Origin of the sequence: Mesonia profundi (genome assembly GCF_031085155.1) — a bacterium.
Taxonomy (GTDB): domain Bacteria; phylum Bacteroidota; class Bacteroidia; order Flavobacteriales; family Flavobacteriaceae; genus Mesonia; species Mesonia profundi.
In genome coordinates this window covers 104,126-125,408 of sequence record NZ_JAVHUL010000003.1, presented here as the reverse complement: position 1 = coordinate 125,408, position 21,283 = coordinate 104,126, and the positions used below count along the sequence as shown (strand labels likewise).

Genomic DNA, 21,283 nt, shown 5'->3' with positions numbered 1-21,283 from the left:
ATTTCCCGCTTTATAGTAATTTGGTTTTTCCACAAACTAAATACTATGAACAAAAGTAACAACTTTAGCGGACAGCCCATCATTAAGCAACTATTAAAATTGCTTTCCCCATCAATAATTACCCGGACAGTATCCCAACACAACAGCGACAGGTATTACACCGTTTTAAAACATACGATCATTTGGTAACGATGGTTTGCGCAACTTTGAGCGGTGTTAGCTCCCTGCGTGAGCTATCCACTATATTATTGGCCTGCGAGGGGCGAATAGGACATTTGAACCTTAAACATTTTCCAAAACGCAGCACTTTGTCCGATGCCAACAAAAATCGTAGTAGCGAAGTCTTTGCCAATATCTACTATAGCTTGTTTAGGACATACCGTTCATTTTTATCGGACAGCAGTCCGTTGTCCTTGCCCGTCAAGCATTTAAAAATCGTTGATTCCACCACCATAAGCCTGTTCAGTGATATTTTAAAAGGTGTTGGCCGCAACCCTGTCAACGGTAAGAAAAAGGGTGGCATAAAAATGCACACCATGATAAATGCGCTAGAAGATGTTCCCTGTCTTATCCGCTTTAGCAGTGCCGCTACGCACAACCATACCTTTCTAAAAGAACTGAACCTGGAAAAGGGCTCTATCGTTGTCTTTGACAAAGCCTACAATGATTACCTACAATATTTGCAATGGAGCGGGGATGAGATCTTTTTTGTGACCAGGCAAAAAGAAAATGCGGTCTATAAAAGTGTCAGGGAATTTGAACTGTCCGATACCACAAGGGATGCGGTGTTAAAGGATGAACGGATCAGTGTCCAAAAACAAGAAAAAAACATTGAACTAAGGCGCATTGCCTATTGGGACAATGAAAAAGGAAAAGTGTTCGAGTTCATTACAAACCATTTTGAACTGGAACCGGACAAAATTGCCGCTATCTATAAACACAGATGGCAAATAGAGACCATGTTTAAAAGGCTCAAACAAAACTTTCCACTAAAGTATTTTCTCGGGGACAATCAAAATGCCATAGGAATACAGATATGGTGCGGTCTTATCATACAGCTGCTGATGCTGGTAATACAGCGGAAAACAAAAAGAAAATGGGCATATTCCAATATGGTGTCGATGATACGGTTTCATCTTATGACTTACATTGACCTGTTCAGATTCCTTGAAGATCCGAACAAAAAATGGAAGGAGCTTACCACAAAGCCCCCAGATAAACAATTGACCCTATTTTGACGCTGCCCCCTTGCTATTGGGTTTAAAGGAAAAAACAACGCTTTTATTGGGCGCAATGAATACTTTTGTCTAAATCCGTATTTTAGTCGGACAGTAATGGTTTTGATCCTTACCATTCCATTTAAAAAAATAACTGAAATAATAGTCTTCTAAATAACTTCCCCCTATTCCTCCCCCCCTAAAAAATCACAAAACCCTCAGCTTTAAACAGTTGAGGGTTTAATTGGTTGGCCTACTAGGGCTCGAACCTAGACTCTTCTGTACCAAAAACAGACGTGTTGCCAGTTACACCATAGGCCAATGCTGTAATGCGAGTGCAAATTTAAAATAAACTTTCATTATTCCAAACAAAAATTAAAAATTATTTTAAAAAAATATTTGCTTTCAATTAAAACCTTCAACACAGCAACTGTCTAAGTGATGGAAGTGAGACTCAGCCTTACTTTTCACAATCGGCTCATAATTCCAAAATTAAATACCATTTACAAATTAAGCTTTTATTTACTAGTGAGTTAAAATTAAATCTAACTTCTATTTTCTAAAAGCAGAGCGGCCCGCCCGAACGTACCCCTTCGGTGCGGGCAGGTCTAATATCTTAATCGATCACAATTAAAAAAATATTTTTATCTCTTTCCCGTTCTCCTATCATTCGGCATTTATTCTTAAATTCGCCAAATTGCTAGATAATATCATGAATACCTATGAGAGACTTTAACTTTAGTAAGTGGAATAAAATTACAGGATGGGCGGTTTTTGCCATTGCTTTACTCACTTACACATTAACCGTAGAACCTACGGCCAGTTTTTGGGATGCAGGAGAATATATCGCCACCTCAGCAAAACTACAAGTAGGTCACCCCCCAGGAGCACCGTTGTTTCAAATGACAGGTGCCTTTTTCTCCACTTTTGCCTCGGGAGCAGATCAAGTAGCGCTTATGGTAAATATGGTATCGGTTTTTTCTAGCGCCTTTACCATCCTATTTATGTTTTGGTCTATCAGTTTACTGGTAAGAAAAATAGCAGGACACGAAGAAATTCTTTCCCCTTCCAAAAAATTAGCTGTTTTAGGAAGCGCCCTAGTAGGTTCTTTAGCGTTTACCTTTACAGACAGTTTTTGGTTTAGTGCCGTAGAAGCCGAAGTGTACGCCATGGCAAGTTTCCTTATGGCCATCTTATTTTATGTCGGTTTGCTTTGGGACAGAGATATGTTTAAGCCTCGCGGTAATCGTTGGCTTATCTTAATTGCCTTTATTATTGGCTTGTCGTTTGGAGTGCATTTTATGGCGCTGCTTACCATTCCGGCCATCGGATTTTTATACTACTTTAAAAATGTAGAGAAAGTAACCGTAAAGAATTTCATCATTGCCAATGTGGTCGTGGTCGCGATTCTTATGTTTATCTTTAAATTGCTACTTCCTTATTCGCTTACTTTTTTCGCTGAAGCGGAAGTGTTCTTTGTCAATACCTTTAACTTACCTTTTAACTCGGGCACCATTATCGCAGCCTTAGTTTTGATTGCTGCTTTTTATTACGGACTTACGTTTACACGGAAGAAAAATTACATTCACGCCAACACCCTTATCCTTTGTACCTTATTTATCTTTATAGGATTTTCTTCTTGGGTGATGCTTCCTATACGTGCTAATGCAGGAACAGTAATTAATGAAAACAGCCCCGATAACGCTAGAGAACTTTTGGCTTATTATAACCGAGAACAATACCCAGAAACAAAATTATTCTACGGTCCGCAGTTTACAGATCTTTTTGGCGGTTTAGATGAAGATCAACCTTATATGGACGATAAACCTAAATATGAGGAAGATGAAGCCACCGGAAAATACGTTATTGTTAACAACTGGAAAAATGCCAAGCAAAACTCTAGCGATGAACATAAAACCTTCTTGCCTAGGATGTGGAGTACAGACCACATGGCCAACTATATGCAATTTACAGGCCCTATAGAATTTTCTATTCGAGAAGAATACCAACAAGAAGATCAGTTGGTTTCTACGGTCAACCAGTTTAAGAAAGAATACGCATTAGGAAAACTTACCAACGAAGATTACATTAGCTTCTTAGAACAGTTTGGCGCTTACCTCAAGATAAAAAAGCCTTCTACTGCTTCCAACTTTCAATACCTATTTCAGTTTCAAATGGGATATATGTATTGGAGGTATTTTATGTGGAATTTTACAGGAAGACAAGACGATATTCAAGGAAAGTATGATGATCTTCACGGAAACTGGCTTAGCGGAATCGATTTTATAGACGAGATGAGGTTGGGTTCTCAAGACAATTTACCCAGCGATGTAGAAAACAATAAAGGAAGAAATACCTATTTCTTCTTACCGCTTATCTTAGGACTCATCGGCTTGTTGTTTCAGTCCAAAAGAGATGTCAAAACCTTCTGGGTTTTACTGGTATTTTTCCTCTTCACAGGAATTGCCTTAAAGATATACCTCAACGAAAGACCCTTTGAACCGCGAGAAAGAGATTATGCCTTGGTAGGCTCCTTTTACGTCTTCTCCATTTGGATAGGCTTTGGAGTTTATGCCATCGTAGATAAGTTTAAAAAGTACGCTTCTCCAAATATAATGGCTCCTATAGTTACGCTAGCTTGTTTAATTGCCGTTCCCGGAATTTTACTTTCACAAAATTATGATGATCACGATAGATCTGGAAGATATACCGCTAGGTCTATGGCAAAAATGTACCTCGACTCTGTAGATGAAAACGGAATCTTATTTACCATTGGAGATAATGACACCTTTGCGCTTTGGTACGTGCAAGAGATTGAAGAATACCGTACCGATGTGCGGGTAATCAACACCAGCCTATTTGCCACCGATTGGTATATCGATCAAATGAGAAAAGCTGCCTATGAAAGTAAGGCCGTAAAAACCACTTTTGAGCACAAAGATTATCTGTATGGGAAAAATGATTATGTACGATTTATGGAAGATCCCCGCGTAAAAGACACCCTCTTACTTAAGAGTTGGTTAAAATACGTTCAAAGCGATCACGCCAGTACACAAGCCGAATTGCCCAACGGACAAACCGTGAGTACTTTCCCTACCAAACACATTAGGGTTCCTGTAAATGCTACCAACGCCATCAATAGCGGCATTGTAAAAGCCGAAGAGAAAGATAAAATCGTTCCTTATATAGATATTGAACTGCAAGGCAATGCGATGTACAAAAACCGCATCCTAATGTTAGATGTCTTAGCCAATACAGATTGGAAGAGACCTATTTACTTTACGGGAGGAAGCTTTGGAAATGATGATTATTTATGGATGAAGGATTACCTTCAGCTAGACGGAGTTTGTTATAAATTGGTTCCTATTAAAACGCCTATCAACCCTAGAGATCCATACACCATGGGAAGAATAGATACCGATAAGATGTATGATATCGTTTCTAATTGGGAATGGGGAAATAGCGGAAGCGACGATATTTATTACGATCCAGAGACCAGGAAAAATTCGATTACCTATAGAAGTAACCTAGCCCGTTTGGTAGAAAACCTACTCAAAGAAAAAGATTCGGTGAGAGCAAAAGAGATTCTAGATTTAGGAATGGAGAAAATGCCGGTAGATAAGTTTGGTTATTATCCGCTTTTAGAACCTTTTATAGACGGTTATTATGAAATTGGCGAAAAAGAAAAAGCTCGTAAAATTTGGAATCAAGTGGCTAAGAAATACCAAGAAAGCATCACCTATTATAGTAAACTATCTTTAGAAAGACAATACAATATTGGTGATGAAATCATTACCGATATTGAGCGTTACAGAAGCTTAATCGACTTACTCGTTCTTAATCAAGATGATGAACTGGTAAAAGAAAAGGCTGATGAGTTTAACAACTACCTTAAAAAGTTTAAACACTTTTACCGAGATGATGAAAACTATGATGTAGAGGAAGATTTACCTTTGCAGAATAGTCCCAATCTAGAAAATGAACTCAAGCAAGAACAACCTATCATTCGAGATAGTACAGTAAGCACTCCGTCATCATAATATGGCGGAGCTTATTCCTCTTCTCGGAAAACTGCTTTACCCTCATAGAATATGGCATAGTTCTAGGAAAGAGAAAGTGCTTTACCTCACTTTTGACGATGGCCCCATCCCCGAAGTGACTCCGTGGGTGCTCCAACTTCTGGATCAGTTTCAGGCGAAAGCGACCTTCTTCTGTATTGGAGAAAACATTCAAAAGCATCCTGCTGTTTTACAGGCTATCCTTAAGGAAGAACATCGGGTGGGAAATCATACGCTTCAGCATGTGAACGGATGGAAAACCCCTTCGGAAGAATATTTACGACAGATTCATGATACCCAACAACTCATTAATAAATACGTTTCTACTTCCGCGAAAGCGTTATTTAGACCACCCTACGGAAAATCAACTTCCTCGCAAGCCAAAATGATTTTAAAAGATTATGAAATGGTGATGTGGGATGTGTTGAGCAAAGACTACGATGCTCAAATCTCTAAAGAAAAATGTTGGAAAAGGCTTCTTAATCATACCAAAAATGGAAGCATTTTGGTTTTTCACGACAGCATAAAAGCCAAAAAAAACTTGGAGTATGTGTTACCTAAAGTTTTGGCACATTACAGCAAGTTAGGATATAGATTTGATGCGTTTTAATTGGATGAAATCTAACAAGATTTTATCGAGAGAGAGAGAGGGGTATATTTAATTTATAGAGGTCAGTAGCTAGTTGCATGGATTACTGTTTAAACCTGGGCTATATATGTCTGGTTGAGCGCAGTCGAAACCTACTTTTAGTATCCGAAAAGTTCTCGACTCCACTCGAACTGACAATAGAATATATTTTAAATAGATTAAAATCAATACGTTAGATTACAGTAAAAGTAAGTATTTAACTACTGATCTCTATTAATTTAACCTCCACTACAGTTTATCGATTAGTTACAATTAAGTCCCTGTCTTTGCCAGGCAGGTTGGTTCTTTACCAGACAACTAGGAATCAAGAAATTCTGGGTAAGCCTGCATCTGTCGTCAGACAGACCCACGAGGTATGAATTCGAAAATATTTTTTGAAAATTCGAAACAAGCCCATCCGAACGTTACACGAGCGGGCTTTGGGGAATTAAACCCTTTGGAGGGATTAAATATGTTTTTCTACGATAGCGATTAAGCTGTTGGCATCTTGTTCCCCGCTAAAACGCCATAGCATTTCTCCCTTTTTATACAAAATAAAGCTAGGCACCCCTTGAACACGCAGGGCTCCTGCTAAGGCTTTGTTTTTATCGACATCTATTTTTATGACTTTAGCTTTATCGCCTAAAGCCGAAGCAACATCTTTAAGAGTTTGGTGGGTAGAAGTGTTTTTTTCACTCGATTCGGTATAGAAATCTAGTAAAACAGGTATTTCTAGATCGATTAATTCTCCGAATTTTGACATATAAGTACTTTTTAGAAAATAAAAATAGAGAAGCACTTGCTAATTACCAAACAATTAGGAAATTGTTAAGATTCTCTAGAACCCATCGCGAGGTAAAGAAACGCGCTGGTAAGACTACTTTCTGGAAGCTTAGGTTTTATTACTCCCTGCCTTAAGCCGTTTTTCTTTTTAATTTAATCACGGTAATTTCTGGCCAAATTCCTACTCTTCCTGGGTAACCTAAATAACCAAAACCTCTGTTTACATTCATGTATCTACCAAATTCTTTATAGATGCCTGCCCAATTTTCATAACGGTATTGAATAGGACTCCATTTAATCCAACCCGGGATTTCAATTCCAAATTGCATGCCGTGGGTATGTCCGCTTAGGGTGAGCTGATAATGTTTCTCGTCTGTTTTTATCTTTTCCTGCCAATAGGAAGGATCGTGACTTAATAGAATTTTAAAATCTTCTTTGCTTAAACCTTCTGCAGCTTTATTTACATCGCCGTGTTTTACAAAACCACCTTTTCCCCAGTTCTCTACCCCAACGATATTGATTTTATCTTCTCCCCTAGTAATCGAAGTATGCTCGTTAAGCAACAATTTCCAGCCCATTTCGGCCTGAATTTCTTTCAATCTATTGAGGTTATTTACCTTTTCTGTGTCGCTGGGCCATGTCATATAATCTCCATAATCGTGGTTTCCCAAAATTGAATACACCCCGTCTTTTGCTTTTAAGGTAGAAAACAATTCGCTCCAGTTGTCCATTTCGGCAGCTAGATTATTTACCAAATCTCCTGTAAATAGAATCGTATCGCTTTCTTGCTCGTTAATGAGGTCTACCGCATATTCAATTTTCTTATGATTATCAAAACTACCGCTGTGGATATCGCTAATTTGCGTAATTCGATACCCATCGAAAGCTTCCGGTAAATCGTCAAATTCTAAGGTATAACTCAGCACTCTAAAATCGTATTTCCCTTTAAACATTCCGTAGATTAAACCCGCAAAAGGAATCGCCGCAATTCCTATAGCCAACTTCCCTATAAACACACGTCGCGAAGGGAGATGAAAAGAAGAATCTGGCGTAAAAAAGCGATGGTAGGTAGCAGAAAAAAGTCGGATGATATCTTCTCCCAGCATGAAAACTACCAGAATCAATTCCGCCGAAACAAAAGCTAATAAAAAACCAAGCGCATAACTTTTAGAAGGACTCAGCACTTTTCCTACGCTGGGCTGCACCCAATGGTATACGAAGTTGCCAAGAACTATAAATGACATCGCGATGAGAAAATATTGAAACCAAACCGACTTAAAAGCAACTTTTACGGCCTGATGGCTATAAAAAGTCATTAACACATATAAAACCACAAAAAGAACCCAACGCATATTTCTATATTTATAACATTTTTACTTTGAAATTGTGATAACATAAAATGATGATTTTTTTCTTTATACGAATTTGAAAAATAAAGCATAGCCTTAGCTGTGGTTTCGTTTTATCTTGAAGTAGAAAGGAAAAAAGGGCGTTTTATTGTTGCTATTCTAAAGTAATGATGTTTTAACGCTGCAAAACTACGCAAAATGAGCTCCTTGGCTCTTCATTTTTATATTATTTAACGCTGTGAACTTTTCCGTTTATAGCGCTTTCGCGGAAGAAAAACTGGGACAAGAAGTGCTGATTTGACGTAAAATCTTGTAGATTTGATACCTTTACATTCCATTTTCAATATCAGTTTCATGGCCAATCAAAAAAGACTTTTTTTACTCGACGCTTTCGCTCTAATTTTTCGAGGTTATTACGCGCTTATCAAAAACCCTAGAATTAATTCTAAGGGACAAGATACCTCTGCCATCATGGGCTTTACCAATTCTCTCTTTGATGTGATTCGAAGAGAAAAACCAGATCATTTGGCGGTTTGTTTTGACAAAGGAGGAAGCAAGGCTCGTACCGAAATGTTTGAAGAATACAAAGCCAATCGCGACGAAACGCCACAGGCGATTAGAGACGCAATTCCGTATATTAAAAGTATATTAACGGCGATGCACATTCCTTGTATTGAACTAGAAGGTTTGGAAGCCGATGACATTATAGGAACGCTAGCCAAGCAGGCCGAAAAAGAAAATTACCAAGTCTTTATGGTAACGCCCGATAAGGATTTTGGACAGCTGGTTTCTGAAAATGTTTTTATGTACCGACCCGCAAGAATGGGAAATGCCATTGAGATTTGGGGAATTCCAGAAATACAAAAACGTTTTGGGGTAGAACGTCCCGAGCAAGTGATTGATTACTTGGGAATGATGGGAGATGCCTCTGATAATATTCCTGGTTTACCCGGAGTTGGAGATAAAACCGCTAAAAAATTCATCACTCAGTTTGACAGTATGGAAGGGCTTTTGGCCAACACCGACCAGCTGAAAGGGAAAATGAAAGAAAAAGTCATTGCCAATGCAGAATTAGGCCGACTTTCGAGAAAGTTAGCCACCATTTTCACCGATTGTGATGTGCAATTTAATGAAGAAGAATACGAACTTTCCAAACCCGATGTAGAAGGAGTTGTGGAAATTTTTAAAGAATTAGAATTTAGAAGGCTTACCGATCAGTTTATAAAAATGTTTAATGAAGGCGGTGAATCTGGCGGTGGCTTAACGACTCCTGCGGCAACTTCAGAAAAGAAAAAAGAGGCGAAATCTCCCGCAGGGGCAGGACAGTTTTCTTTATTTGGCAACGACACTTCTAAAGAAGATGTTTCCGCAGAAAATTTTACAGGGTATAAAAACCTAGAAAACACTTCGCATCTTTATCAGTTGATAGAACCCGGAATGGCGACTCAACTTTTCTTAAAAAAATTAAATACACAAACTTCGGTTTGTTTTGATACCGAAACCACTTCCCTCGATACTTTTGAAGCCGAATTGGTAGGAATTGCTTTTAGCTGGGAGAAAGGAAAAGGCTATTACCTTCCTATTCCCGAAGACCAAGAGGAAGCGAAAAATATTTTGGAGCCTTTAAAAGAGTTTTTTAGCAATCCCAAGATTCAGAAAATAGGACAAAACCTGAAGTACGATATTAAAGTCTTGGCCCATTACGAAATAGAGGTTTCTGAACCGTTTTTTGATACGATGTTAGCGCATTATGTGATCAATCCAGATATGCGTCATAATATGGAAGTTTTGGCAGAAACTTACCTCAACTATTCTCCAAAACCCATTACAGACCTTATCGGAAAAAAGGGAAAGAACCAAAAAACCATGCGCAGCGTGGCTTTAGAAGAACAGAAAGAATATGCTGTTGAAGATGCTGATATCACCTACCAATTAAAAGAATTTTTTGATAAGGAGCTGGAAGAAACCCAAACCAAGAAACTCTATGAAGAAATGGAGTTACCCTTGCTAAAAGTATTGGCAGAAATGGAGTTGGAAGGAATTCACGTGAACCGTGAGTTTTTAAAAACACTTTCTGATGTTTTAGAAACAGACATTCTTAGCCTCGAAAAAACGATTTATGAAGAAGCTGGAGAAGAATTTAATATTGGTTCTCCTAAGCAGTTGGGCGAGATTCTTTTCGGAAAATTAGAATTGGTAGATAAACCTAAAAAGACCAAGACCGGACAATATTCTACCGGCGAAGAGGTGCTTTCCTATTTAGCAGACGAGCATCAAATTATTAGAGATGTGCTCGCTTGGCGCGGATTGGTAAAATTAAAGAATACTTATGTAGATGCTTTACCAGAGCAAATTGAACCTAAGACCGGTCGCGTTCACACCGATTATATGCAAACGGTAGCGGCTACGGGAAGATTGAGCTCTAATAATCCTAATCTACAAAACATTCCTATAAGAACAGAACGAGGCAGAGAAGTAAGAAAAGCCTTTATTCCCAGAGATGAAAATCACATCTTACTTGCCGCCGATTACTCGCAGATAGAACTTAGAATTATCGCGGCGTTAAGTGAAGAAGAAACCATGATCAAGGCCTTTAAAGATGGGGAAGACATTCACGCTTCTACGGCGGCAAAAGTTTTTGATGTTCCGCTGGAAGAAGTAACCAGAGAGCAACGAAGCAATGCCAAAACGGTTAATTTTGGAATTATCTATGGAGTTTCTGCTTTTGGATTAAGCAATCAAACCGATTTAAGCCGAAGTGAATCTAAAGAGCTCATAGAAACCTATTACAAAACCTACCCCAAGCTAAGAGACTATATGGACGAGCAAGTACATTTTGCTCGAGAAAACGGCTATGTAGAAACCGTAATGGGAAGAAGAAGGTATTTAAAAGACATCAATGCTAAAAACAATATCGTGCGCAGCGCTGCCGAACGCAATGCGGTAAATGCACCTATTCAAGGAAGTGCCGCCGATATTATTAAAGTGGCGATGATCAACATTCAGCGAAAGCTAAAAGAGAATAAGTATCGTAGTAAAATGTTACTACAAGTACATGATGAATTGATTTTTGATGTACACAAAGAAGAATTGGAAGCGCTTCAAAAAATGGTAAAACAAGAAATGGAACATGCGTTTGAGTTAAGCGTACCTCTAGATGTAGAGATTGGAACTGGCGAAAACTGGCTAGAAGCACACTAGAACTTTCCCTTCTATCAAAATCATAAACACAAAAAAGCCAGAATTTCTTCTGGCTTTTTTCATGAGCGCATCTCTGCACTTATATGGAATAGAAACTACTCGTCTTTCCCTAAATACTTATCTACAATTTCAATTACCCTTTGCTTTTCAGCGAGTTCTAATAAGCCTAAATTTACTTCGTTTACCATCTCACTATCTAGAGGAAACGCCACGCCGTAACCTTGCTTATAGTATTCCGCTTTAGCGATAAAAATCTCATCCTCTGGACCATTCTTTTGAAAATAAAGCAATTGAGGTCGGTCATAGATTACCGCATCTACTTTTTTATCATGCAACAATTTCATGGCTTCTTGAAGACTCTCAACCATCACCGGTTTAGACTTGTGTTCTTTAATAAAGCTCACTGCAGGAGAACCAGTTATGGTCGCCGTTTTCTTACCAGATAATTCTTCGATATTACTTACGGTTGAAGAACCTAGACCAGAAAGCGTAAGTGTACTCGCGATTCCTGCCACCATGGAAGTCGCAAAAATAATGGTAACCACCATCCAAACTCCGGCAATAATTCGACCCCGAAGCGTTATCGGCGCCATATCACCATATCCTGTGGTACTCATCGTAACTATGGCGAGCCACATTCCATTTCCTATTCCCTTAGCAGGATCTGCGGGGAACTGTTCTGGAGAATGGTGTCTTTCTGCCAACCAAAACAGAGTTCCTACAATAGATAAAATAAATACAAATATTCCTACCGCAATCAATAACTGCATGCTAAAAAAAGGTTTAATTCTACCCCATAATCCGGCATCCTCTACTCTAGAAGCAATCGCTAAACTGGACTGGTAATAAGGTTGTGAAAATCTATAATGCTTGGCACGCTGCGAGGTGATGCTAATGGGACCTACCATTAAATCTACCTCCCCTTTTTTAACGGCTTCTAATCCTTTGTTCACAGAAGTATAAGATACATAATCGAATTCCCAGCCTTTTTCATCGGCTACTTCATCCCATATTTCTACGGCAATTCCTTCAGAGTCTGCATTGTCAAATACAAAAGGTTCGCTTCCCGCCAAACCTACTTTTAATACTTTAGGAAGGGAATCGGTTGTTGCCGTTTGTGCATGTACTTGATTTCCAGATAAACTGAAACAAAAGATGGAAAGAATAAATCCGCAAAGAAAATTTTTGGAAGTCATAAAGTTGTTATTATGTATTAAATGTGATGTATTGTTATATTTAATCATTCAAAAATTATTTATCCGCTTCCATTTCTATAAGTAGTTTTTGCCACTCCCGAAGCTTCGGGAGAGCGGAGTCGAAAGGTTAAACAAAAGCGTCTCGACTTTAGCCTGTCTTGAGCGCCAGCCCGAAAGAATTCATTCTGGCGGGAAGACGAAAGGCTCGACGTGACATCAGAACTATTATTTGACTACACTGGAGACTAAACGAATATACAATTCAAAAATACCATTTTATAAAATATCGATAAGATATCTTTAAAGTAGTGCAAAATAGCAAAAATTCTTAAAAGTTATTTATTTTTGCAACTTTACTGAAGAAAACGCCCCAATTCTCAGGATTTCTGAGCATTTTTCTTGCATTTTCTTAAATTCAAGCGGATGTTCGTCAATGTTTTTATCCCAAAAAGGAATCATTTCATGCATTTGATCCTGCCAAGCTTTGGTCGCCGTTTTCTCTGGAAAAGCATAGGTAATAAGTTCGGTCATAATGTGTACGGCCGTAGATGCACCAGGAGAAGCGCCTAATAATGCGGTAATTGAACCGTCTTTACTATGTACCACTTCGGTTCCAAATTCTAAGACGCCACCCTCTTTTTCATCTTTTTTAATGATTTGCACCCGTTGTCCTGCAATTTTGAGTTCCCAGTCTTCATTCTTGGCATCCGGAACAAACACTCGCAGTTTTTCCATACGATCTTCGTGATTCATTTCTACTTGCTGAATCAAATATTTGGTGAGCGGCAGGTTATGCCAAAAAGCGCCCCAAAGCGAAGGAATATTATTTATCTCTATAGATTTAAACAAGTCTAAGTACGAGCCTTCTTTTAAGAACTTGGTACTAAATCCGGCAAACGGGCCAAATAAAAGTTCTTGTTTCCCTTCGATGTAACGTGTATCTAAATGCGGCGTTGACATAGGCGGCGCATCGGGTCCTGCTTTGCTATATACTTTGGCGTGATGCTTTTTAATCATCTCCTCATTTTTACAAATAAGCCATTGCCCGCTTACAGGGAAACCTCCATAACCCTCTTTATCGTCTATTTCTACTTTTTGCAACAAAGATAATGCGCCGCCGCCAGCACCAATAAATACGTGACTTGCATTGCAGTAGTATTTTTGATGTGTTTTGAGGTCTTTAATTTCGGTAAGCCATTCTACATCTTCACTCGGGTCTACATCTTCTACTTCGCATTCGGTATAAACGGGCGTGTCAAACTTTTCTTCTAGAATTTTAAAAAAAGAGCGTGTTAACTCTCCAAAGTTGACCTCGGTTCCCAACTCCATTCTTGTAGCAGCCACAGGATCTTTCTTAGACTTATTTTTTATTAAGGGAAACCAAGAGTTTAGGATGCTAGGATCTTCAGAAAATTGCATTTCTTTAAATTCGGGGTGCTGAGTCATTTCTTCAAAACGCTTCTTTAGAAAATCTACATCTTCTTTCCCTTTCACCCAACTGTGATGCGGCACCGCATGAATAAATACCTCTGGATCTTTTAACAATCCCTGTTCCACCAAATAAGACCAAAACTGCTTTGAATTTTCAAACTGCTTAAACACTTCTTTTGCTTTGCTTACATCTATAGAATCATCTTCCCGTTGTGGCGTATAATTAAGCTCACATAAAGCAGAATGTCCCGTCCCTGCATTGTTCCAAGCGGCAGAACTTTCTAAAGCGACTTGATCTAATCGCTCTACAATAAGTATTTTTAAGTCTTTATCGATTAGTTTTAACATTAACGCCAAGGTGGCGCTCATGATTCCGCCACCTACACAAATAAGGTCGTATTCTTTTTCAAACTTCTTCTCTTGAGCCATTGTATCTTGCTTTTTCCCAAAGTTATGAATTACCAGATCTAAATTTTATTAAAGAAATATTAATACTTCCGTCTTTTATCCCCGTTTAATCCTATTCTTTCTTTACGGAAGTGATATTGCCCATTATTCCGTATTATTGTATAGCCTAGAATCACAACCAGAAATCAGATGAAATTTAGTCCAGAATTTAAAGAAGCCGTTTTGCAGTTATCCGAAAAGGAAAAAGACAAACTCCTTATTCGGCTGTTGAAGAAAGACCACAATTTGGTGAATCGCTTGTATTTTGAACTTCTAGATGATAAAAATGTAGACGATCACCGCGCTATCATGGAAGAACACGTGTTAACACGAGCTAAAGAAATTGCCTCTTACGCAAAGTCACTCAATCACCTAAAAGTAATTATTCGTTTTCTTAGCGGCGATATTGCCGAGCACGTGCGCGTGACCAAAGATAAATTTGGTGAAGTCTCCCTCAACCTTTTGATGCTGAATACGGTTTTAAAATCTTCAGATCCCTTGTTCCAAAAAACGAATCGAAATCACGCTAGCAAGTTTTGTCTCTATGTGGTAACAAGAACCTTTAGGTGCTTGGTACTCATAAAAAGTATGCACGAAGATTTACTCCTAGAATTTGAAGAGCCTCTAGAGGAATTAGCCGATTTGATTAGCGAGAAACCATTACTGATGCAAACCGCCATCAACCACGGATTGGATATGAATTGGCTTAACGCCGAAAACATACCCGATGATATCGCCCAAATCCAAAAGCAGATTAAAGCGCAGGGGTTTTTGAGGTGATTTGCTGATGTGATGATTTGAAAATGAGGTTGATTTAGTGATGTGAAAATCATAGACGATGGCTGAGTGATTTTCTAAAGAAAATTGTACCGGAGTCTTCTTCTATGATTTCTTGACTATTTTAATAATGAAAATGTGGTGATGGGTTAATTTGAAAATGTGATGATTTAGTGATGTGAAAATGCACAGAAAGAAACGATGTAATAAAAAAAAGATTATGAAAGAAAAGACCGACATCCTATTATTTCATGGTGCTTTGGGCAGTCAGCAACAATTCAATATTTTAAAGAAACTGCTGCAGCCTCATTTTAAAGTGCATTCCTTCAATTTCTCGGGACATGGAAATTCTTCTACAGATCGAGAATTTTCTATGGAATTGTTTCAAAACGACGTCTTGTCTTATATGGAAGAGAATTCACTGACCTCAGCTAACATTTTTGGTTATAGTATGGGAGGTTATGTCGCGTTAAAATTAGCTATAAATTATCCCGAAAAAGTAGAGAAATTGATGACTTTGGGAACAAAAATTCGATGGGATGTCGAGACGGCCGAGAAAGAGGTTAAACTCTTGAGGCCAGAGGAGATGTTGGAGAAAATTCCGCAATTTGTGGAAATGCTAAAAAAAGAACACGGTACGGAGAATTGGAAAACTCTGGTCCTTAAGACAGCCCAAATGATGCACGGTTTAGGAAACGGAAATGCCATTGCTTTGGAGTCTCTTAAAATTGTAGAAGCGAAGGTTTTGGTCGCTCTCGGCTCTAAAGATAAGATGGTTAGCAAGAATGAATCCCAAGAATTGGTCGCAAAACTAAACCAAGGAAAATTCTTAGAAATAGAAGGCTTTAAACATCCCATAGTACAAATAGATCAAGAGCAATTAAGCGAAATCATAATTTCTTATTTTTTGAAAAAATAGGTTTAAGAAACCAATCAACAGAAAATGAAAAAGCCGGGAGCTAGCCTGGGTTTTAGATTTAGGGAGAAAAAACCCCTCCGTCCGATGAAAATAGCGGACACCTCCCCTTGAAAATAAGGGAAGGAACGTGGAAGTAAAATTAATAGTATATGGAATGTCTACATAGGTTGTGAAGAATGAATGAAACCCAAAATAAGTAAAAATTCAAGTTGCTCCCCTTGTCGAGGGGAGGTGTCCGCAGGACTGAGCTTTTTTTTATTCAACTCAAAACTCACCAACTCAACCACGCATCCCCGCGTTAAGGATTGCAATAAAAATCCTTTTTTAATCTTTGCGGGAGCAGAAGATTAAAAAAGATTGTAGTGTAAAGCCCGCCCTTAGAGTTCGGGCAGGCCCGCCCTTAGAGTTCGGGCAGGCCCGGCCGCAGGCAACGCCCAAAATCTAATTCTTATGTGTCTTTAGCGTATAATTATGCTTCACTTTGAGTTTCAAATAGTTGGAAGCGAGAACTATTAGGTAAAAAATTAACTTCTCCCCCTTGCTCAATAAATTAAAAATTGTATTTTTGCAGCCCGTTTCTCATCTTGGGAAAGGGAATGGAATGTTTAATTATTAAATACAATTAGTGTGGACACATTAAGTTACAAAACAGTTTCTGCCAACAAAAACACCGTGAATAAGGAGTGGGTTGTGCTAGACGCTGAAGGACAATCGTTGGGTCGCCTTTCATCTATCGCTGCAAAGTTTATTAGAGGAAAGTACAAGACCGATTACACCCCACACGTTGATTGCGGAGATAATGTTATTATTATCAATGCAGAGAAAATCAACTTAACCGGTAAGAAATGGGATGCCAAAGAGTATATCCGTCATACAGGTTACCCGGGTGGTCAAAGAAGTTTAACGGCTTCAGAATTATTTGGTAAGGACCCAGTGAGGCTTATCGAAAAATCTGTAAAAGGAATGTTACCTAAGAACAAATTAGGATCAGTACTTTTCAAAAATTTAAAGGTAAATGTAGGTTCTGAGCACAATCATGAAGCGCAAAAACCTAAAACTATTAACCTAAACGAATTAGTGTAAATGGAGACAATTCACAAAATTGGTCGTAGAAAGACTGCCGTTGCGCGTGTGTACCTTTCGGAAGGAACGGGAAGCATCATCGTTAACAAAAAAGAGATGAATGATTACTTTACTACTGGAACACTTCAGTATAAAGTGAATCAGCCTTTAATGTTAACTGGAAATGAAGGGAACTTCGACTTAAAAGTAAGCGTATTAGGAGGAGGAATTACTGGTCAAGCAGAAGCGATTCGTCTTGCAATTTCAAGAGCTATGTGCGAATTGGATGCAGAGAATAGATTAACGCTTAAGCCAGAAGGTTTATTAACGAGAGATCCTCGTATGGTTGAACGTAAGAAATTCGGTCAGAAGAAAGCTCGTAAGAAATTCCAATTCTCAAAACGTTAATCAATTATTGGTTTGGAGGATACTCCCCCAACCTATTAAAAAAGTATTGTTGTTATTCGTCTTAAAGACGAAGTTAGTTTAGCATCTAAATGAATAAGGCCGTGTTATTACGCCACTTATTTATTGCTATCTCAACGAACGTAAACTATTACAAAAATGGCAAATAAAGTAGAAGTAAAAGAATTACTTGATGCAGGTGTACACTTTGGTCACCTCACAAGAAGATGGAATCCAAATATGGCTCCTTACATTTATATGGAGCGTAATGGCATTCACATCATCAACCTATATAAAAGTGCTGCAAAAATGCAAGAAGCTGCAGACGCGCTTAGCAAAATCGCAGCCAGTGGTAGAAAAATCTTATTTGTTGCTACCAAGAAACAAGCAAAGGAAATTGTAGCTGAAGAGGCTGCAAAAGCAAACATGCCTTATATTACTGAGCGTTGGCCTGGTGGTATGTTAACCAATTTCGTTACGATCCGTAAAGCGGTGAAGAAAATGGATATGGTTGATCGCATGAAAAAAGACGGTAGCTTCAACTCCCTTTCTAAGAAAGAGCGTTTACAAGTAGATCGTATGAGAGCTAAGTTAGAGAAAAACTTAGGTTCTATTTCAGAAATGACTCGTTTACCGGGGGCATTATTTGTAGTAGACATTACTCGTGAGCACATCGCAATTAAAGAAGCACAAAAATTAAACATTCCAATCTTCGCCATGGTAGATACTAACTCTGACCCAAGAGAGGTAGAGTATGTAATACCATCTAACGATGATGCTTCAAAATCGATCAAAAAAGTAATCTCTTATGTTTCTGACTCTATCATTGATGGATTGAGCGAAAGAAAAGCAGATAAGGAGTCTAAGAAAGAAGCAAAAGCTACTAAAAAAGAAGACGAGCCTAAGAAAGAGAAAAAAGCTGAGCCAAAAGCAGAAAAAAAGACAGAACCTAAGCAAGAAGCAGAAGTTCCATCTAAAGATGCTGAGGACAAAAAAGCAATGAAAGATGCTAAAGAAGAAGTGGTCGTGGAGTCTAAGGAAGAAACTTTAGATAAAGCAAAAGAAACTTCTAAAAAAGAGGAAAAATAAAATAACACTTTTATAAAACTCAAAAGCAAATCGTTTAGTGATTTTATTGTAAAATAGAGTTTTCTAAACGATTTGTCTTTTTTAAATTAAAACCTAAGACCATGGCAAAGATAACTGCTGCAGAAGTAAATAAATTAAGAAAATCTACCGGTGCTGGTATGATGGATTGTAAGAAAGCCTTAGTGGAAGCTGAAGGGGATTATGATAAAGCAATTGAGGTTTTGCGTAAAAAAGGACAAAAAGTAGCTGCCAAAAGAGCCGACAGAGAGTCTTCTGAAGGTGCTGCCGTAGCGAAAGTAAATGCAGACCAAACCAAAGGAGTAGCAATCGTTCTAGGTTGTGAAACTGATTTTGTTGGAAAAAACGATAACTTTCTACAATTAGCGAGTGAATTAGGTGACTTAGCTTTAAATTTTGATACCAAAGAGGAGTTTTTAGCTGCTGATTTTGGAGGAATGAATGTTGCTGATAAACTAGTGGAGCAAACTGGGGTTATTGGTGAGAAATTAGACATCAACGCTTTTGAAGTGGTGAAAGCTGCTTATGTTGGTTCTTACGTTCACATCAACAAAATTGCTGCTATTGTAGGATTCTCTACAAAAGTAGACAATGCTGAAACTTTAGGAAAAGATGTAGCGATGCAAATTGCTTCTATGGGAGCAACTTCTTTATCTTATAAAGATTTAGATCCTGCTTATGTTACTTCTGAAACGGAAGCTAGAATTGCTGAAATCGAAAAAGGAAATATCGAGTTAGGACGTCTTGGGAAAACCAAAAAGAATGTTCCTCAATACATTTCTATGTCTCAAATTACTCCTGAAGTATTAGCTAAAGCGGAAGAAGATGCTAAAGCTGAATTAAAAGCGGAAGGTAAACCTGAGAAGATTTGGGATAAAATTTTACCTGGTAAAATGGACCGTTTCTTATCTGACAACACCACGTTAGATACAGAAGAGTGTTTGTTAGACCAAGCATTTATTAAAGATGACAAGAAAAATGTAGCAGAATACGTATCTTCTTACGGAGATGTGAGCATTACTGGATTTAAAAGAGTTGCTTTAGGATAAGCAATCTCTTATTATACAAAAACCCGCTTTCATGCATTTGAAAGCGGGTTTTTGTTTTTTATATTTAAAGCATGAAAAAGAAGCTAGTCTTAAGTCTCCTTCTACTTATTCTCTTAACAGGCTGTAGAAGTTTTATTTTAAAAACCATGGTAAGCAAATCGGTAGAAATCGAAGTGCTTTACAACAAAGAGAAAGATAAGAAACTAGTGCTCTTGCCTATGGTTCATCTCAATCACCCTGAGTTTTTTGAAGATGTAAAACATAAATTAGATTCACTTAGAGATGATGGATATAGCGTTTTCTATGAAACTGTACAACTAGACAGTACGCTGTATGCGTCTAAAGAAATAGATACCATCACTAGAAAATGGAGAAAGATTGTAGGCTTCCATCTTACCAAATATGATGATTCAGAAAATAAATCTCTACCTAGAGCTTTACGAAACAACAAGTATGTAGCTCAAACCAAGAAGAACATCGGACTCAAAAAGCAAGACCGCAAAATAGATGTTCCCATAGACACCTTAATTCAAGTTTTCGAAATTAAGTATGACGAGGTAAGACTAAGTCCGTGTGATTTTTTAACCGACCTCAAAGCGGAGTACAACTGCGGAAAAACTCCGCTTCATCAAAGAAAATACATATTGCTCAAGGTTAGGAATCAGTATATAGAAAATAAAGTACTTCAGTCTAAAGATAAAAAGATTGCTCTTGTTTATGGAAAAGATCACTTTAAAGAGCTGAAACAGAGCTTTCAAAATCAAGGATATCAACTTAAAAATAAAAAATAAGAACATAAAAGTTCCTATTCTCAAGACGTCGAAGAACTTCCCTAAGACATTAACAGGTTTTTTTTCTACAATTCTTTTACAAAATACATTTATCGCTATATTTGCACAACTTTAGCACACACAAGCCATGCAATACAAAAGAATACTTTTAAAACTCTCTGGAGAAGCATTAATGGGATCTCGCCAATATGGTATAGACCCAGATCGCTTAGCAGAGTATGCTCACGAAATTAAAACCGTTATCGATAAAGGCATCGAAGTCGCCATTGTTATTGGTGGCGGTAACATCTTTAGAGGTGTTGCAGGCGCTAGCAAAGGAATGGATCGCGTACAAGGAGACCACATGGGAATGTTGGCCACCGTAATTAACGGGCTAGCACTACAAAGTGCTTGCGAAGACGCAGGAATAGAAACACGCTTACAATCTGCTGTAAAAATCAATGAAGTAGCCGAACCTTTTATCCGCAGAAAAGCAATGCGTCATTTAGACAAAGGAAGAGTGGTTATCTTTGGAGGAGGAACAGGAAATCCTTATTTTACCACCGATTCTGCAGCCGTATTAAGAGCGATAGAAATTGAAGCCGATGTGATTCTAAAAGGAACTCGTGTAGATGGAATTTACACTTCAGATCCTGAAAAGAACCGCGAAGCAACCAAATTTGATTTCATCACTTTTGACGATGTGCTAAGAAAAGGTTTAAAAGTGATGGATACCACCGCTTTTACGCTGAGCCAAGAAAATGAATTGCCTATTATTGTTTTTGATATGAACAAACCTGGAAACCTTTTAAAAGTAGTTTCTGGAGAAAAAATAGGAACCAAAGTAAATTTATAAAACTCCATTATTTTTACGTATAATTGAG

General features: G+C 38.1%; 16 protein-coding genes and 1 tRNA gene. 12 read left to right on the top strand and 5 right to left on the bottom strand.

The features are described from left to right. Positions 1 to 191: 191 nt before the first annotated feature. A complete protein-coding gene (locus RBU60_RS02220; protein ID WP_308863019.1) occupies positions 192 to 1,238 on the top strand; it encodes an IS4 family transposase in 1,047 nt (348 codons plus the stop codon). Positions 1,239 to 1,462: 224 nt separating this feature from the next. Here RBU60_RS02220 and RBU60_RS02215 read toward each other — a convergent pair. Continuing rightward, positions 1,463 to 1,538 (bottom strand) — tRNA-Gln (locus RBU60_RS02215). Between the two features lie 401 nt (positions 1,539 to 1,939). Between RBU60_RS02215 and RBU60_RS02210 the strand changes: the two genes are divergently transcribed. Together RBU60_RS02210 and RBU60_RS02205 are read left to right on the top strand one after the other, a co-directional pair. Then, positions 1,940 to 5,257 (top strand): glycosyltransferase family 117 protein, encoded by a 3,318-nt coding sequence (locus RBU60_RS02210; RefSeq protein WP_308863005.1) that lies wholly within the window; start codon positions 1,940 to 1,942, stop codon positions 5,255 to 5,257. A gap of 1 nt (position 5,258) precedes the next feature. Next, the gene (locus RBU60_RS02205; protein WP_308863003.1) at positions 5,259 to 5,885 is read left to right on the top strand and encodes a polysaccharide deacetylase family protein; all 627 of its coding nucleotides are present in this window, start codon (positions 5,259 to 5,261) and stop codon (positions 5,883 to 5,885) included. Between the two features lie 484 nt (positions 5,886 to 6,369). Here the strand turns inward: RBU60_RS02205 and RBU60_RS02200 are convergent, their stop codons facing one another. Further along, on the bottom strand, positions 6,370 to 6,666 hold the full coding sequence (locus tag RBU60_RS02200) for a thioredoxin family protein (protein ID WP_308863001.1): 297 nt from the start codon (positions 6,664 to 6,666) through the stop codon (positions 6,370 to 6,372). A 151-nt stretch (positions 6,667 to 6,817) separates the two neighbouring features. Further along, positions 6,818 to 8,038 carry a metallophosphoesterase gene (locus RBU60_RS02195; protein ID WP_308862999.1) on the bottom strand — a complete coding sequence of 407 codons (1,221 nt, stop codon included), beginning with the start codon at positions 8,036 to 8,038 and terminating at the stop codon, positions 6,818 to 6,820. A 351-nt stretch (positions 8,039 to 8,389) separates the two neighbouring features. Here RBU60_RS02195 and polA point away from each other — a divergent pair, with 351 nt between their 5' ends. Beyond that, positions 8,390 to 11,236: a DNA polymerase I gene (polA, locus tag RBU60_RS02190; RefSeq protein ID WP_308862997.1), complete on the top strand. Its 2,847-nt coding sequence runs from the start codon at positions 8,390 to 8,392 to the stop codon at positions 11,234 to 11,236. A 95-nt stretch (positions 11,237 to 11,331) separates the two neighbouring features. Here the strand turns inward: polA and RBU60_RS02185 are convergent, their stop codons facing one another. Then, positions 11,332 to 12,480, bottom strand: a complete 1,149-nt coding sequence (locus tag RBU60_RS02185) for a transporter substrate-binding domain-containing protein (RefSeq protein WP_308862995.1) — start codon at positions 12,478 to 12,480, stop codon at positions 11,332 to 11,334. Between the two features lie 291 nt (positions 12,481 to 12,771). Further along, the gene (mqo, locus tag RBU60_RS02180) at positions 12,772 to 14,292 is read right to left on the bottom strand and encodes a malate dehydrogenase (quinone) (RefSeq protein ID WP_308862994.1); all 1,521 of its coding nucleotides are present in this window, start codon (positions 14,290 to 14,292) and stop codon (positions 12,772 to 12,774) included. Positions 14,293 to 14,460: 168 nt separating this feature from the next. Here mqo and RBU60_RS02175 point away from each other — a divergent pair, with 168 nt between their 5' ends. From RBU60_RS02175 to pyrH, 8 genes are all read left to right on the top strand, one after another. Then, complete coding sequence (locus RBU60_RS02175) at positions 14,461 to 15,090, top strand: hypothetical protein (RefSeq protein ID WP_308862992.1); 630 nt, start codon at positions 14,461 to 14,463, stop codon at positions 15,088 to 15,090. A 217-nt stretch (positions 15,091 to 15,307) separates the two neighbouring features. Beyond that, positions 15,308 to 16,006 carry an alpha/beta fold hydrolase gene (locus RBU60_RS02170; RefSeq protein ID WP_308862991.1) on the top strand — a complete coding sequence of 233 codons (699 nt, stop codon included), beginning with the start codon at positions 15,308 to 15,310 and terminating at the stop codon, positions 16,004 to 16,006. Positions 16,007 to 16,633: 627 nt separating this feature from the next. Continuing rightward, positions 16,634 to 17,089, top strand: a complete 456-nt coding sequence (rplM, locus tag RBU60_RS02165) for a 50S ribosomal protein L13 (RefSeq protein ID WP_308862989.1) — start codon at positions 16,634 to 16,636, stop codon at positions 17,087 to 17,089. Beyond that, entirely contained in the window at positions 17,090 to 17,476 is a 387-nt protein-coding gene (gene rpsI, locus RBU60_RS02160) for a 30S ribosomal protein S9 (RefSeq protein ID WP_308862988.1), read from the top strand. A gap of 156 nt (positions 17,477 to 17,632) precedes the next feature. Further along, entirely contained in the window at positions 17,633 to 18,562 is a 930-nt protein-coding gene (gene rpsB / locus RBU60_RS02155; RefSeq protein ID WP_308862987.1) for a 30S ribosomal protein S2, read from the top strand. A gap of 101 nt (positions 18,563 to 18,663) precedes the next feature. Beyond that, a complete protein-coding gene (gene tsf, locus RBU60_RS02150; RefSeq protein ID WP_308862985.1) occupies positions 18,664 to 19,629 on the top strand; it encodes a translation elongation factor Ts in 966 nt (321 codons plus the stop codon). A gap of 71 nt (positions 19,630 to 19,700) precedes the next feature. Further along, positions 19,701 to 20,420: a hypothetical protein gene (locus RBU60_RS02145; protein WP_308862984.1), complete on the top strand. Its 720-nt coding sequence runs from the start codon at positions 19,701 to 19,703 to the stop codon at positions 20,418 to 20,420. A gap of 127 nt (positions 20,421 to 20,547) precedes the next feature. Continuing rightward, positions 20,548 to 21,255 carry a UMP kinase gene (gene pyrH / locus RBU60_RS02140; protein WP_308862982.1) on the top strand — a complete coding sequence of 236 codons (708 nt, stop codon included), beginning with the start codon at positions 20,548 to 20,550 and terminating at the stop codon, positions 21,253 to 21,255. Positions 21,256 to 21,283 lie beyond the last annotated feature (28 nt).

Bases quoted from the DNA above. Each gene is read 5' to 3' on its own strand.
- RBU60_RS02220 (WP_308863019.1), top strand. From the start codon at position 192: ATGGTTTGCGCAACTTTGAGCGGTGTTAGCTCCCTGCGTGAGCTATCC.
- RBU60_RS02210 (WP_308863005.1), top strand. From the start codon at position 1,940: ATGAGAGACTTTAACTTTAGTAAGTGGAATAAAATTACAGGATGGGCG.
- RBU60_RS02205 (WP_308863003.1), top strand. From the start codon at position 5,259: ATGGCGGAGCTTATTCCTCTTCTCGGAAAACTGCTTTACCCTCATAGA.
- RBU60_RS02200 (WP_308863001.1), bottom strand. From the start codon at position 6,666: ATGTCAAAATTCGGAGAATTAATCGATCTAGAAATACCTGTTTTACTA.
- RBU60_RS02195 (WP_308862999.1), bottom strand. From the start codon at position 8,038: ATGCGTTGGGTTCTTTTTGTGGTTTTATATGTGTTAATGACTTTTTAT.
- polA (WP_308862997.1), top strand. From the start codon at position 8,390: ATGGCCAATCAAAAAAGACTTTTTTTACTCGACGCTTTCGCTCTAATT.
- RBU60_RS02185 (WP_308862995.1), bottom strand. From the start codon at position 12,480: ATGATTAAATATAACAATACATCACATTTAATACATAATAACAACTTT.
- mqo (WP_308862994.1), bottom strand. From the start codon at position 14,292: ATGGCTCAAGAGAAGAAGTTTGAAAAAGAATACGACCTTATTTGTGTA.
- RBU60_RS02175 (WP_308862992.1), top strand. From the start codon at position 14,461: ATGAAATTTAGTCCAGAATTTAAAGAAGCCGTTTTGCAGTTATCCGAA.
- RBU60_RS02170 (WP_308862991.1), top strand. From the start codon at position 15,308: ATGAAAGAAAAGACCGACATCCTATTATTTCATGGTGCTTTGGGCAGT.
- rpsI (WP_308862988.1), top strand. From the start codon at position 17,090: ATGGAGACAATTCACAAAATTGGTCGTAGAAAGACTGCCGTTGCGCGT.
- rpsB (WP_308862987.1), top strand. From the start codon at position 17,633: ATGGCAAATAAAGTAGAAGTAAAAGAATTACTTGATGCAGGTGTACAC.
- tsf (WP_308862985.1), top strand. From the start codon at position 18,664: ATGGCAAAGATAACTGCTGCAGAAGTAAATAAATTAAGAAAATCTACC.
- RBU60_RS02145 (WP_308862984.1), top strand. From the start codon at position 19,701: ATGAAAAAGAAGCTAGTCTTAAGTCTCCTTCTACTTATTCTCTTAACA.
- pyrH (WP_308862982.1), top strand. From the start codon at position 20,548: ATGCAATACAAAAGAATACTTTTAAAACTCTCTGGAGAAGCATTAATG.